The organism is Streptomyces sp. NPDC046876 (assembly GCF_040645035.1).
Classification (GTDB): Bacteria; Actinomycetota; Actinomycetes; order Streptomycetales; family Streptomycetaceae; genus Streptomyces.
In genome coordinates, this window is record NZ_JBEYXK010000042.1 from 41,084 (window position 1) to 54,679 (window position 13,596).

At 78.1% G+C, this 13,596-nt stretch carries 11 protein-coding genes; 10 read left to right on the forward strand and 1 reads right to left on the reverse strand.

Features of this window, described 5'->3' with window-relative positions; all coding sequences use genetic code 11:
• Nucleotides 1–3 precede the first annotated feature (3 nt).
• From ABZ924_RS22080 to ABZ924_RS22120, 9 genes are all read left to right on the forward strand, one after another.
• Nucleotides 4–1,668 (forward strand): carbamoyltransferase C-terminal domain-containing protein, encoded by a 1,665-nt coding sequence (locus tag ABZ924_RS22080; protein WP_361912273.1) that lies wholly within the window; start codon nt 4–6, stop codon nt 1,666–1,668.
• 35 nt (nt 1,669–1,703) lie between these two features.
• Nucleotides 1,704–2,735 (forward strand): glycosyltransferase, encoded by a 1,032-nt coding sequence (locus ABZ924_RS22085; RefSeq protein ID WP_361912276.1) that lies wholly within the window; start codon nt 1,704–1,706, stop codon nt 2,733–2,735.
• 134 nt (nt 2,736–2,869) lie between these two features.
• Nucleotides 2,870–3,433 carry an HAD family hydrolase gene (locus ABZ924_RS22090; protein ID WP_361912305.1) on the forward strand — a complete coding sequence of 188 codons (564 nt, stop codon included), beginning with the start codon at nt 2,870–2,872 and terminating at the stop codon, nt 3,431–3,433.
• Complete coding sequence (locus ABZ924_RS22095; RefSeq protein ID WP_361912279.1) at nt 3,430–4,485, forward strand: glycosyltransferase family 9 protein; 1,056 nt, start codon at nt 3,430–3,432, stop codon at nt 4,483–4,485. Before ABZ924_RS22090 ends, ABZ924_RS22095 begins: the two co-directional genes overlap by 4 nt.
• Nucleotides 4,482–5,447 (forward strand): glycosyltransferase, encoded by a 966-nt coding sequence (locus ABZ924_RS22100; RefSeq protein ID WP_361912282.1) that lies wholly within the window; start codon nt 4,482–4,484, stop codon nt 5,445–5,447. The genes ABZ924_RS22095 and ABZ924_RS22100 overlap by 4 nt, the downstream gene beginning before the upstream one ends.
• On the forward strand, nt 5,444–6,721 hold the full coding sequence (locus tag ABZ924_RS22105) for a glycosyltransferase (protein WP_361912285.1): 1,278 nt from the start codon (nt 5,444–5,446) through the stop codon (nt 6,719–6,721). Before ABZ924_RS22100 ends, ABZ924_RS22105 begins: the two co-directional genes overlap by 4 nt.
• Nucleotides 6,722–6,787: 66 nt before the next feature.
• Nucleotides 6,788–7,552, forward strand: a complete 765-nt coding sequence (locus tag ABZ924_RS22110; protein WP_361912288.1) for an SIS domain-containing protein — start codon at nt 6,788–6,790, stop codon at nt 7,550–7,552.
• Nucleotides 7,549–8,964: a D-glycero-beta-D-manno-heptose 1-phosphate adenylyltransferase gene (gene rfaE2, locus ABZ924_RS22115; RefSeq protein ID WP_361912290.1), complete on the forward strand. Its 1,416-nt coding sequence runs from the start codon at nt 7,549–7,551 to the stop codon at nt 8,962–8,964. Before ABZ924_RS22110 ends, rfaE2 begins: the two co-directional genes overlap by 4 nt.
• A 104-nt stretch (nt 8,965–9,068) precedes the next feature.
• On the forward strand, nt 9,069–10,352 hold the full coding sequence (locus ABZ924_RS22120) for a glycosyltransferase family 9 protein (RefSeq protein ID WP_361912293.1): 1,284 nt from the start codon (nt 9,069–9,071) through the stop codon (nt 10,350–10,352).
• Nucleotides 10,353–10,925: 573 nt separating this feature from the next.
• Here the strand turns inward: ABZ924_RS22120 and ABZ924_RS22125 are convergent.
• Entirely contained in the window at nt 10,926–12,293 is a 1,368-nt protein-coding gene (locus ABZ924_RS22125; RefSeq protein ID WP_361912296.1) for an MFS transporter, read from the reverse strand.
• A 443-nt stretch (nt 12,294–12,736) separates the two neighbouring features.
• Between ABZ924_RS22125 and ABZ924_RS22130 the strand changes: the two genes are divergently transcribed.
• Nucleotides 12,737–13,483, forward strand: a complete 747-nt coding sequence (locus ABZ924_RS22130) for an SDR family oxidoreductase (protein ID WP_361912299.1) — start codon at nt 12,737–12,739, stop codon at nt 13,481–13,483.
• Nucleotides 13,484–13,596: the final 113 nt, after the last annotated feature.

The window sequence follows — 13,596 nt, forward strand, 5'->3', positions numbered from 1 at the left end:
GCCATGCGCATCCTCGGTATCAACGCCCTCTTCCACGACCCCGCGGCCGCACTCGTCATCGACGGGCGGACCGTGGCGGCCGCCGAGGAGGAACGGTTCACCCGGCGCAAGCACGGAAAGCGGCCGGTGCCGTTCTCCGCCTGGGAACTGCCGGTCGAGTCGGCCCGCTGGTGCCTTCGCAGGGCCGGCCTGCGCCCGCAGGACCTCGACGCCGTCGCCTACTCCTACGATCCGCGGCTCGCCCGCCCGGCCGCCGACATGGGGCTGGACGACCCCTGGGACCACCTCCGGCAGACCTACGCGCGCGAGGCCCCCGGCTTCCTGGCCACCGCCCTGCCGGGGCTCGACCCCGGGCTGGTGCGCTTCGTCCCCCACCACATGGCGCACGCGGCTTCCGCCGCCTTCGCCGCGGACGGCGCCGCACGCAGCTCCGTACTGGTGCTCGACGGCCGCGGGGAACGGGCCTCCCACCTCGCGGCCCGGCGCACGGGCGCCGAACTGGAACCGTTGTACGCCCAGGAGCTGCCGCACTCCCTCGGCCTGGTCTACGAGGAACTGACCGCGCACCTGGGGTTCCTGCGGTCGTCCGACGAGTTCAAGGTGATGGCCCTCGCCTCCCACGGCACCCCGAGGATGCTCTCCGAGCTGCGCCGGTACGTGTTCCCCACCGGCGACGGCGGTTTCCGGGCGAACGCCGTGCCCTGGCACGAGCTCTGCCCGCCCCGCGGCCCCGACGAGCCCTGGACCCGCGACCACGCCGACACCGCGGCCTCGGCGCAGGCCGTGCTGGAGGAGACCCTGCTCGACCTGGTGCGCTGGCTGCACGGCCGCACCGGCGACGAGGTGCTCACGCTGGCCGGCGGCGTCGCCCTCAACTGCGTGGCCAACGCGCGGATCTCCCGCGAGGGACCGTTCTCCCGGGTGTGGGTCCAGCCCGCGGCCGGGGACGCCGGCACCGCCCTCGGCGGCGCCCTGCTGCTCGCCGCGGGCGCGGGCGACGACCCGGAGCCGATGGACGGCGCCGACCTGGGCCGGGAGTGGTCCGACGCGGAGCTCGGGGCCTGGCTGAAGGACGCGGGCGTGCCCTTCGACCGTCCCCCCGACATCGCGGACACCGTGGCGCAGGCCCTGGCCGACAACGCCGTGGTGGCCTGGTTCCAGGGCCGCTCGGAGTACGGCCCGCGGGCGCTCGGACACCGGTCGCTGCTCGCCCACCCCGGGCACGCGGGGAACCTGGAGCGGCTCAACGACGTCAAGGGCCGGGAGCAGTTCCGGCCGGTCGCGCCGATGGTGCTGGCCGACCGGGCCGCCGAGCTCTTCGACGGCCCGCTGCCGAGCCCGTACATGCTCTTCGTGCACGACGTACGGCCGGGCTGGGCCGAGCGGATCCCGGCCGTGGTGCACGTCGACGGAACGGCCCGCATCCAGACCGTCGACGCGGCGCGCGAACCGCTGGTGGCGCGGATGCTGCACGCCTTCGAACGGCTCACCGGGCTGCCCGTGGTGGTCAACACCAGCCTGAACACGGCCGGCCGGCCCATGGTCGACGATCCGCGGGACGCGCTGGAGTGCTTCGGCTCGGCGCCGGTGGACCTGTTGGCCATCGGCCCGTACGCGGTCCGCCGCGGCCGGATGTTCCGCACCTCGCCCGAGGGGTGGTCGGTGTGAACGCCCCGGGGTCTGCGGTCCGTTACGCCGTGGTCGTGCCCACCGTCGGCCGCCCGCAGCTGCGGGCCTGCCTGGAGGCGCTCGCGGGCACGCGCGGGCCGGGCCCCTGCCGGGTGGTCGTCGTGCACGACCGGCCGGGACCCGGCGGGTCGGTCCCGCCGCTGGAGATACCCGCCGCGCTGCGTCCGCTGACCGTCGTGGTGCCGGGCGCGGCCCGCGGCCCGGCCGCCGCCCGCAACGCGGGCTGGTGCGCCGCGGGCGACGTCCCCTGGATCGTCTTCCTCGACGACGACGTGGTGCCCGGCCCCGACTGGGGTGCGGAGCTGGCCCGCGACCTCGCGGCCGCCGGCCCCGCGACCGCCGCGGTCGCCGCGCGGATCGAGGTGCCGCTGCCCGCCGACCGGCGGCCCACCGACTGGGAGCGGTGCACCGCGGGCCTGGCCACCGCACGCTGGATCACCGCCGACATGGCCGTCCGCACCGGGGCGCTGGAGGCGGCCGGCGGGTTCGACGAGCGCTTCCCGCGGGCCTTCCGGGAGGACGCCGACCTCGCGCTGCGCCTGCTCGCCGGCGGCTGGAGCCTGGCCGAGGGCGCGCGCCGCACCCGCCATCCGGTCCGGCCCGCGGACCGCTGGGTCTCGGTGCGCACCCAGGCCGGCAACGCCGACGACGTCCTGATGGACCGGCTCCACGGCCGCGGCTGGCGGGCCCGGGCGGGTGCCCCGCTGGGCCGGCGGCCCGGCCATCTGGCGGTGACGGCCGCCGCCTGCGCCTCGGCGGCCTGCGCGCTGCTCGGTCGCGGGCGCGCCGCCGCCTGGTGGGCCGGGGCCTGGCTGGTCGGGACCGCCGAGTTCGCCTCGGCCAGGATCGCGCCCGGACCGCGTACCCGCGGCGAGGTCCTCACCATGGCCGTGACCAGCCTGCTCATACCGCCCGCCGCCACCTGGCACTGGGTGCGCGGGCTGGCCGCGCACCGGCGGGTGCGGGCCACCGCGCCGGCCGCTCCCCCGCCGGCCCCGTCCGCGGCCGGTCGGGAGTCGGCCGCGGCCCCGGCAGGTGCGCAGTGACGCCCCGCGCCGTCCCGCGCCCGGCGGGGACCGCCGGAGCCTGGCGGCCCCGCGGCCCCTGGCTGTGGCGCGGTCGGGCGGCCGACCGCAGTACGGACGCACCGGCGCCCGGCGCGGCCTCCGTACGGGGCGCGCTGCCGTCGGCGGTCCTGTTCGACCGGGACGGCACGCTCGTCGAGGACGTCCCCTACAACGGCGACCCGGGCCGCGTCCGGGCCATGCCCACCGCGCGCGAGGCCGTGGCCCTCCTGCGGGGGCTCGGCGTACCCGTGGCGGTGGTCAGCAACCAGTCGGGGGTCGGACGCGGGGTGCTGACCCGGCGTCAGGTGCGGGCGGTCGCCGACCGGGTGGACGCCCTGCTCGGCCCGCTCGGCCTGTGGGCCGTGTGCCCCCACCGCCCGGACGAGGGCTGCGGCTGCCGCAAGCCCCTGCCCGGCCTGGTCCTCGCGGCCTGCGCCGCCCTGGGCGCCGACCCGCGGCGGGCGGTGGTCATCGGCGACATCGGGGCCGATGTGGCCGCCGCCCGGGCGGCGGGCGCCGGGGCGGTGCTGGTGCCCACCGGCGCCACGCGCTCCGAGGAGGTGGTCGCGGCCCGGCACACCGCCCCCGATCTGCTGGCCGGCGTACGGCTCGCCCTCACGCTCGCCCGGGACGGCGCGTCCGGCCCGGCCGCGGACCCGGGAGGTGGGCGGGGGTGACGGCCCCCCGGACCCTCGTCGTGCGCCTCGACAGCGCCGGGGACGTGCTCCTGGCCGGGCCCGCCGTCCGGGCGGTGGCGGCCGGGTCCTCGTACACGGCCCTGCTGTGCGGGCCCCAGGGCGCTCCGGCGGCCGCGCTGCTGCCCGGCGTGCAGCGGATCTACGTCCACGACGCCGCCTGGGTGGGTTTCACGCCGCCGCGCACCTCGCGAGAGGAGTGCGACCTGCTGCTGGACGCCTTGGCCGCCGAGCGGTTCGACCGCGCGCTGATCTTGGTCTCGCACCACCAGAGCCCGCTGCCGGCGGCCCTGCTGCTGGCGCTGGCCGGGATCGGGGAGGTCGCGGCCGACTGCACCGACTACCCCGGCTCCCTGCTGGCGCTGCGCCACCGGAGGCGGGCCGGCCGCCACGAGGCCGAGGCCGCCCTGGACCTGGCCCGGGACTTCGGCTTCCCGCTGCCCGCCGGGGACGACGGTGCGCTGCGGATCCTGGAGCCCCCCGAGACCGTCCGCCTGACCGGGCCCGATCCGTACCTGGTCGTGCACCCGGGGGCCGCGGTCCCGGCCCGGGCGTGGAGCCCCGGACGGGCCGCCGGAGCGGTCGCCGCACTGCACCGCGCCGGACACCGCGTGGTGGTCACCGGCGGCCCCGCGGAGCGGGAGCTGACCGCCCGGGTGGCCGGACGCCATGCGCTCGACCTCGGCGGCGGCACCCGGGACCTCGGCGAACTGGCGGGCGTGCTGGCCGGCGCCCAGGCGGTGGTGACCGGCAACACCGGTCCCGCGCACCTGGCCTCCGCCGTGGGCACGCCCGTGGCGTGCCTCTTCGCCCCGGTGGTGCCTGCCGAGCGCTGGCGCCCGTACGGCGTCGCGCACGTCCTGCTCGGCGACCAGCGTGCCGCCTGCGCCGCCACCCGGGCCCGGACGTGTCCCGTGCCGGGGCACCCCTGCCTGGACTCCGTTCCGGACGAGGAGGTCCTCGCGGCCGTGTCCGCGCTCCTCGATGGCGCCGCCGGCCGGGCCCATGCCGACGACCGAGGAGCAGCGACGTGAACATCCTGCTGTGGCACGTGCACGGATCGTGGACCACCGCGTTCGTGCAGGGCCCGCACACCTACCTGGTGCCCGTGACCGCGGACCGCGGCCCGGACGGCCTCGGCCGCGCCCGTACCTTCGACTGGCCCGACTCGGTCGTGGAGGTGACGCCCGAGCAGCTGGCGGCCGCCCCGGTCGACGTGGTGGTGCTGCAGCGCCCCCACGAGTGGCTGCTCGCCGAACGGTGGCTGGGGGGCCGCCGGCCGGGGCGCGACCTGCCGGCCGTCTACCTGGAGCACAACACGCCCGACGGCGAGGTGCCCCGCACCCGGCACCCGGCGGCCGACCGCGACGACGTCACCCTCGTCCACGTCACCCACTTCAACCGGCTGTTCTGGGACAACGGGAGCACCCGCACCCGGGTGATCGAGCACGGGATCGTCGATCCCGGCCACCGGTACACCGGCCGGCTGCCCCGGGCCGCGGTGGTGGTCAACGACCCGGTGCGGCGGGGCCGGTACACCGGCACCGACCTGCTGCCGGCCCTCTCCGAAGCGGCGCCGCTGGACGTGTTCGGGATGCGCACCGAGGGCCTCGCCGCGCACCTGGGCCTCGGCGAGGACCGCTGCCGGGGCCGGGACCTGCCGCAGGGCTCGCTGCACCCGGCCATGGCCGAACGGCGCCTGTACCTGCACCCGGTGCGCTGGACCTCCCTCGGGCTGTCGCTGCTGGAGGCCATGCACCTCGGCATGCCGGTGGTGGCGCTGGCCACCACGGAGGCGGTGGAGGCCGTACCGCCCGGGGCCGGAGTCCTGTCCACCCGGCCCGAGGAGCTGGCCCGGGCGGCCCGGTACTACCTGAACGAGCCGGAGGCCGCCGCGGAGGACGGCTCCCGGGCCCGATCGGCCGCGCTCGACCGGTACGGCCTCAAACGCTTCCTGTCCGACTGGGAGCTCCTGCTGACGGAGGTACGGTCATGACGTCAACCGCCCACTCGCCCCGCCCCCGGCCGCTGTCGGTCGCCCTGGTCTCCGAACACGCGAGCCCGCTGGCCGCACTCGGCACGGTCGACGCGGGCGGCCAGAACGTCCACGTCGCCTGTCTGGCGGGTGCGTTGGCGGACCGCGGCCACCGGGTGGCGGTGTACACGCGGCGCGACGCGCGCGAGCTGCCCGACACGACGGAGCTGCGCCCCGGCGTACGGGTCCACCACGTGCCGGCCGGGCCGCCGGAGCCGCTGCCCAAGGACGACCTGCTCCCGCACATGGGCGCGTTCGGCGCGTGGCTGCGGGCCGAGTGGCGTGCCCGACCACCGGACGTGGCCCACTCGCACTTCTGGATGTCGGGGGTGGCCTCCCTGGCCGCGGTCGGGGACCTGGGGGTCCCGCTGCTGCACACCTACCACGCCCTCGGGAGCGTCAAGCGGCGCCACCTGGGCGCTGCCGACACCAGTCCGGGGCAGCGGATCCCCTGCGAGCGCGACATCGGGCTGCGCTGCGACCGGGTGCTCGCGACCTGCCGCGACGAGGTCGGCGAGCTGGTCCGGATGGGCATTCCCGCGGGCCGGGCCGACGTGGTGCCGTGCGGCGTGGACCCCCTGCGGTTCCGGCCGGACGGGCCCACCGCCCGGCTGGGGCGCCGTCAGCCGTACCGGCTGCTCCAGCTGGGCCGGCTGGTCCCCCGCAAGGGCGCCGCGGTGTCCATCGCCGCCCTGACCCGGCTGCCGGACGCCGAACTCCTCATCGCCGGCGGGCCGCCCGCCGAGCACCTGGAGGCGGACCCCGAGGCGCTGCGGCTGCGCGAGCTGGCCCGCCGGGCGGGGGTGGCCGACCGGGTCCGCTTCCTCGGCGGGCTATGCGGCGAGGACGTGCCGGCCGTGCTGCGCAGCGCCGACGTGGTGCTCTGCCCCGCGGACTACGAGCCGTTCGGCATCGTGCCGCTGGAGGCGATGGCCTGCGGCCGGCCGGTCGTGGCCAGCGCCGTCGGCGGGCAGCTGGACACCGTCGTCCACGGGGAGACGGGGCTGCTGGTGCCGCCCGGCGACGCCGAGGCCCTGGCCCGCGCGGTGTCCGTCCTGCTGGCCGACCCCGGGCTGAGGGCGGCGTACGGGGCAGCCGCGCGGCGCCGGGCCCTCGGCCGCTACGGCTGGGACCGCGTCGCGTCCGCCACCGAGCGGTCGTACCTGTCGGTGCTCGCCGACCGCCCGTACGCCGCCGCATCCGCCGCCCGCTCGCGGCGCCCCGCGCCCGCCTGAACCCGTACCGCGACCGCTTCCCGAAGGAGGTGGGGCCGTCCGCCTCAGCGCGGGCCGGCCGACACCATGAACCCGTATCCCTCCCCGTACCCCTCCCCTTACCCCTCTCCGTACACGTCCTCCGGGACCTCCTCCGACTCCGAGCGGCCCGGCTCCGGGCACACCGGAACCGAAGGCCCCGGCTCCGCTCCCCGCGGCTCCCCTCCCCGGCCGGGCCTGTGGGCCCACTGCTCCTCCCTGCACTCGGCCCTGGAGCGGATGTGCCGCGACGGCGCCGACCTGCTCGAACGGTGGGCCTGCGAGCTGGCGCGGGCCCTGCCCGCGGGAGGCCGGATCCTGGCCGCGGGCAACGGCGGCAGTGCGGCCCAGGCCCAGCACCTCACCGCCGAACTGGTCGGCCGGTACCGGCGGGAGCGGCCGCCCTTCTCCGCCATCGCGCTGCACGCCGAGACGTCCAGCGTCACCGCCATCGGCAACGACTACGGCTACGACCACGTGTTCGCCCGGCAGGTGGCCGCGCACGGGCGGCCGGGCGACGTCGTGCTGCTCCTGTCGACCTCCGGGCGCAGCGACAACCTGCTGTCGGCCGCGACGACGGCCCGTGACCAGGGCCTGCGGGTGTGGGCCCTGACCGGCCGCGCGCCGAACCCGCTGGCCCGGGCCGCCCACGAGGCGCTGTGCATCGACGCCGAGGCCACGGCCACCGTGCAGGAGGCGCACTTGGTCGCCGTGCACCTGCTCTGCGAGGCGTTCGACGAGGTGGTGGACCGCGGATCCGCACCGGCCGGGCCGGCCGGCGCGGTTCCCGCCGCATACGGGAGGACGCCGTGACCGCAACCGCACCCCTGGTCGTCGTGGGCGACGTCCTCCTCGACCGGGACATCGAGGGCGGGGCCGACCGGCTCGCACCGGACGCGCCCGTCCCCGTGGTCGACGTCACCGCGGACCGCTCCCGGCCGGGTGGCGCCGGGCTCGCCGCGGCGCTGGCCGCCCGGGCCGGGCGCGAGGTGGTCCTGGTCACCGCGCTCGGCCGGGACGGCGCGAGCCGCCGGGTCCGCGAGGCCCTGCGCGGCCGGGTCCGGCTGGTGGAACTGCCCCTGGCCGGCACGCTGCCGGTCAAGACGCGGGTCCTGGCCGGCGGGCGGCCGCTGGTGCGCATCGACCGCGGCGGCGGGCGGGCCGGGCAGCCCACCGAGGAGTGCGCGCAGCTGCTCGCGGCCGCGCACACCGTCCTCGTCGCGGACTACGGCCGGGGCACCGCGGACGCGCTGCGGCCCCTGCTGGAACAGGCCGCGCGGCGGGGCCCGCTGGTCTGGGACCCCCATCCGCGCGGCGGTCCGCCGGTGCCCGGTGCCCGCCTGGTCACGCCCAACGCCGCGGAGGCCCGTGCCCTGTGCCCCGAGGAGGGCAACAGCGGCTCCCTCGGGGCGTACGCCCGGCGCGGCGCCCTGCTGGCCGGCCGGTGGGAGGCCGCCTCGGTGGCGGTCACCCTGGGCGAGCGCGGCGCGCTGCTGACCCGGCCGCACGCCGACGCGCCGCTGCTGGTCCCGGCCCCTTTCCGGGCGTACGGGGACACCTGCGGGGCCGGCGACTGCTTCGCCGCCCACACCGCCGCCGCCCTCGCGGACGGCGCCCTGCCGGAGGAGGCGGTGTGGCACGCGGTGACCGAGGCGGCCGCGTTCGTCGCGGGCGGAGGTGCCTCGGGCCTGTCGCTGTGGCGGCGGCCGAGCCCGGCGCCCGCACTCCCCGACCGCGCCGACGCGCTGACGCTGGTCCGGGAGGTCCGGGCGCGCGGCGGCACCGTCGTGGCGACCGGAGGCTGCTTCGACCTGCTGCACGCCGGCCACGTCGGCCTGCTGGAGAGCGCCCGGCGCATCGGCGACTGCCTCGTGGTGTGCCTGAACTCCGACGCGTCGGTGACCCGGCTGAAGGGGCCGGGCCGGCCCCTCACCCCGCTGGCCGACCGTACGCGCGTGCTGCAGGCGCTGGGCAGCGTGGATGCGGTGATCTCCTTCGAGGAGGACACTCCGGCGGAGGTGCTGGACCTGCTGCGGCCCGACATCTGGGTCAAGGGCGGCGACTACGCGGTCGACGATCTGCCCGAAGCGGCCCGGGTGCGGACGTGGGGCGGGCAGGCCGTCGTCCTGCCGTACCTCGACGGCCGTTCCACGACCGGCCTGGCCCGCCGGGCGGCCCGCGCCTCGACTCCGCGCACCCCCGAGTCCGAGACCGCAGCCCCATGACCCCGGACCCGGCCGACCGCGGCCAAGGCGCGCGCGGACCGCACATGTCCCCGGCGCTGCCACGGAAGGGACCACCACCCCGCCCCGCCACGGCGATCCCCGCCGTGGGGCCCGCCCCCGTCGCGGCCGGCCCGGCCGCGGACGGCGGCCGCCGCGGCACGCCGGGGCAGGGCGCTGCCGCAGCGCTGCCCCGGACCGCGCCACCGGCCCACCGCACCACGGCCGCCCCGGCCCCGGATCCCATCCCCGTACCACCGGACCCGGCCGCGCACCCGCCGGGCCGCGTCCGCGGCATGCCAGGACGGGGCGCTCCCGCACCGCTGCGCCGGACCGGGCCACCGGCCCCGGGGCCCGACCCCGTCGCGGGCGGCCCGGCCGCGGAGCCGCCCGGCGATGCCCGCGGTCGGCGGGGTGGCAGTCGGCCCACCGTCGCCGTGCTCCGGGCCCTCGGGCTCGGGGACCTGCTGACCGCCGTACCCGCCCTGCGGGCGCTGCGCGCTGCCCTGCCCGGGCACGAGCTGGTGCTCGCCGCTCCCGAACGGCTCGCGGAGGCGGTCCGCGCCATCGGCGCCGTGGACCGGCTGCTGCCGGCGCACGCGCCCGGACGGGGCGTGCCCGACGCCCTGCCCTGGACGGGGCCGCCGCCCGACCTCGCCGTGGACCTGCACGGCTGCGGGCCGCCGTCCCGGCTGCTGCTGGCCGGGCTGCGGCCGCGCCGGATGTTCGTGTTCGCGCCGCCCGGCGCTGCGGGTCCGCGCTGGCGCGCCGACGAGCACGAGCGCGACCGGTGGTGCCGTCTGCTGCGCTGGTACGGGCTCCACGCCGACCCCGGGGACCTGTCGCTGCCGGCGCCCGCGGAGGCCTCCCCGGCCCCTGGTGCGGTGGTGCTGCACCCCGGCGCCGACGCCGCGGCCCGCCGCTGGCCGGCCGAACGGTTCGCCGCGGTGGGCCGGGCCCTGGCCGCGGACGGCCACCGGGTGGTGATCGTCGCCGGGCGGGGCGAGGGGCCGCTGGCCCGCCGGGTGGCCGAGTACGCCGGACTGGGTCCCGGGGCGGTGGTGGGGGGTGTGCGGGACCTGTCCTTCGGCCGCCTGGCGGCCGTCGTGGCGCACGCCCGGTGCGTGGTGGCCGGGGACAGCGGCGTCGCCCACCTGGCCTCGGCTCTGGGGACGCCGTCCGTCGTGCTGTTCGGGCCGGTGGCGCCGCGGCTGTGGGGGCCGCCACCGGGCGGTCCGCACCGTGTGCTGTGGCACCCCGACCCGGCCGACGACCCCCTGCGCCCGGGCGACGCCCACGGCCGCGTCCCGGACGCCCGGCTCCTGCGCGTATCCGTCGCCGAGGTCCTGGCAGCAGTACGAACCCTGCCCGCCCCGCCGACCCGCCCCTGAGCTGCGGCCCGAGGCGTGCGTGGGCGGTACGGGTGCTGCCCGAGCTCGCGGCCGCGCGCTGCGATGCGCCCCTGTCGCCGGGGCCGAGACCGATGGCTCCGGCGTTGGCGCGATACCGCCTGCCGGTCCTCCAAGCCCCGCTGACGAGCGCGTCAGCCCTTGGTGCCGGCGTTCGTACGGGCGCGCCGCTCGAGCCCGCGGCCCGGCGCTGAGGTGCAGCCCCGGGTGTCGGCCTGGTCAGGCGGCGGCCGCCACGAGTGGCTCCGAAACCGGCACGCCCGGCCCCCGCCGCACAGCTGCTGTGCGGCTCCCTCCCCGAGGCGCCGGCAACCGTACGGGCACGGCCCGAGCCGGCCTCCGGCACTGCGACTCCGTCCTCGAAGTGCCGGCGCCGGCGGCGGCTTGCGGAGCTCCCCCAGCCCGCGGTCCGTGGCGCGGGGCCGGGCTGGGCGGCGGCCGGGACCAGTGGCTCCGGCGCCTGCGCGTCAGCGGTGGCCGCGTCGGCTGCTGTACGGCACCGGCACCGGTGCGGGCGCTGCTCCAGGCCGCGGCCCGGCGTTGGGGGCGGGCGGGTCAGGCGGCCGGGACCAGCTCCGGGGTTCCGGACGGGGCGACCGCGCCCAGCGGTGTCGGGCGGAGGGTGCGGCGGCGGTGGGTGAGGGCTCCGGCGCCCACCGCCAGGGCGATCACGAGGCCGCCGACGACGAGGGCCGCCCGTACGCCGAGGAGCTCCATCAGCAGGCCCAGCGTCGGCGGGGCGGCCAGGCCCCAGCCGGTGCGGACGGTGGACCAGGCGCCGAGCACCCGGCCGCGCAGCCGGGCCGGGGGGTCGGTCTGCAGCAGGGTCGACTGGGCGGTGTCGCCCACGGACTCCGCGACGGCCATCGGCAGCACGAGGACGAGCAGCAGTGCCAGCGAGGGCGTCAGGCCCGCCAGGACCTGGAGCAGCGCTCCGGCAACGGTGAGGACGGCGACCAGGCTGACGCGCGGGCGCCGCAGCCGGGCCCCGAGGACGGCGCCGACGATCCCGCCCGCGGCCAGCATCGTGGACACCCCGGAGAAGGAGGCGGCGTCACCGGCGAGCGGTCCCGTGACCAGCACCACGAGGGTGAGGGAGTAGTTCCGGCCGAACAGGGCGCTGATGCCGTTCAGGACCGCGAGGGCCACCAGTCGGGGCCGGCCCATGAAGTGGACCAGGCCGGCCCGCATGCCGCCCGCCGGTTCCGGCGCGGCCGCGGCCGCCTTCGCGGCGGAGGCCTTCCGGGCGGGCACCTGCGGGAGGGGCGGCTCCGAGCCCGGGGCCGGGCGCAGGAAGGGGATCACCGCGGCGACGACCAGGAACGACAGGCCGTTGACGGCGTACGCGGCGGCCGTGCCGAACGCGGCGACGGTCACACCGGCCAAGGCTGCGCCGACGAGCCGTCCCGCGCTGTGCACGAGCGAGCCGACCCCGATGGCCGACGGCACGTCCTGCGGCGGGACCAGACCGTTGCCGAGGAGGGAGCAGGCCGGTCCGTCGACGGTGGCGATCACGCCGGTGACCACGGCGAGGCCCATGAGCACCGGCAGGTCCAGCCGGTCGAAGGCGACCAGGAGGCAGGTGACCAGGGCCACCGCACCCAGCAGGGCCTGGCAGACGGCGGCGGTCGCCTTGTGGGACCAGCGGTCGACGAGCGATCCCCCGGCCAGTCCGAGCAGCAGTCCGGGTGCCGCCTGGAGGGACACGGACAGGCCGGTGACGGCGGCGGAGCCGGTGATCTGCAGGACCAGCAGGTTCTGCACCGTCAGCTGGGTCCAGGTGCCCACGTTGGAGACGAAGTTGGCGGCGGTCCACCACCGCATGCCGCGGTGGCGCAGGGAACGCCAGGGCGAGCGGTCGGGGCGCGGCGCGGGCGCAGCGGTCGAGGACTCAGCGGTCGAGGGCAGGCGGGTCGAGGGCACGCCGGTCGAAGGCACGGCTGAGGGCACGGCGGAAGGGGTGAAGGACACAGGGGTACCGGGGAGCGGGGCGGGGACAGGGCAGTCGGGGAACGGGCGGATCCGGCTCGCAGCACGGCGGGCACCCGCCCCGGTCGGCCCGGGCGGGTGCGGCGGAATCATCCCATCCGACCATGCTGGCAGACCCGCTGCGCGAGGCGTACGTGACCGCGCTCACCCGGGCCCCGCCGATCCCCAAACCCACGGCGCAGCAGACGGGTTGGACTTCGGGTGGGCTTGCTCACACCCGCCCCGCGGACCGCCCCGCCGGTGGCGGCGCAAGTGGCCTAACCCGGAGTGCCCGCCGGGCTCCGCCGGGCAAGAGTGGAGGGCCAGGGCCAGTCACGGCCGAGGCGCGCCCGCGCCCGTCCGGCGGCCCGTGGACCGACGAAAGGCGGGTGACCGCGATGGACAGCTCGGCGCCGCTCGACCTGCGCGGCAAGCAGGCCCTGGTGACCGGTGGGGCGCGCGGCCTGGGCGCCGCGATCTCCCGCCGGCTCGCGACGGCCGGGGCCTCGGTGCTCGTGGCCGACGTACGGCAGGACCTCGCGCAGGAGCTGTGCGGGGACGTCACGGCGCGCGGCGGACGGGCCCGCTACGTGGGACTGGACGTCCGGGAGCCCGCACAGATCGCGGAGGTCTTCCGCGGCCTGGACGGGGCCGCGCAGGAGCTCGACATCCTCGTGAACTGCGCCGCGGTGGACGTCTCGAAGTCCGCCGAGCACCTGACGGCCGACGAGGTGACCCGGGTGGTGACGACCAACCTGCTGGGCCCGATGTACCTGTGCCTGGAGTCCTACCGCCGCATGGTGGCCCGGGGCGGCGGCCACATCGTGAACATCCTCTCCACCGCCGCCAACCGCACCTGGACGGAGGCGGGCCCGTACTCGGCGAGCAAGTCGGGCCTGCGCGCCTTCACGCACACCCTCTTCAAGGAGGCGCAGCGGGACTGCCTGGGCATCGGGATCACCGGGATCATCGCGGGCGGCATGGAGACCGCCTTCATCATGGACCGGTTCCCGGACACGGACGTCTCGATGCTCCAGAGCCCCGACGTCGTCGCCGACACGGTGATGTACGCCCTCGCCGTGCCCGGCGGGAGCTCGGTGCCGGAGGTGGTGGTCGTCCCGCGCAGGGAGCCGTCCTGGCCCTGACCCCTGACGCCCGCCTGGGCTCCGCGACTGACCGCTGCGGCGGGCAGTCGGGCAGCACGCGCAGCCCCGCCCGGTCGACCCCCCCCCCCGGGGCCCGCGGACCGAGGTCCCCA

What these genes read in the sequence shown, in the direction of transcription:
- ABZ924_RS22080 (WP_361912273.1), top strand. Translation starts at nt 4, where the DNA reads ATGCGCATCCTCGGTATCAACGCCCTCTTCCACGACCCCGCGGCCGCA.
- ABZ924_RS22105 (WP_361912285.1), top strand. Translation starts at nt 5,444, where the DNA reads ATGACGTCAACCGCCCACTCGCCCCGCCCCCGGCCGCTGTCGGTCGCC.
- ABZ924_RS22110 (WP_361912288.1), top strand. Translation starts at nt 6,788, where the DNA reads ATGAACCCGTATCCCTCCCCGTACCCCTCCCCTTACCCCTCTCCGTAC.
- ABZ924_RS22130 (WP_361912299.1), top strand. Translation starts at nt 12,737, where the DNA reads ATGGACAGCTCGGCGCCGCTCGACCTGCGCGGCAAGCAGGCCCTGGTG.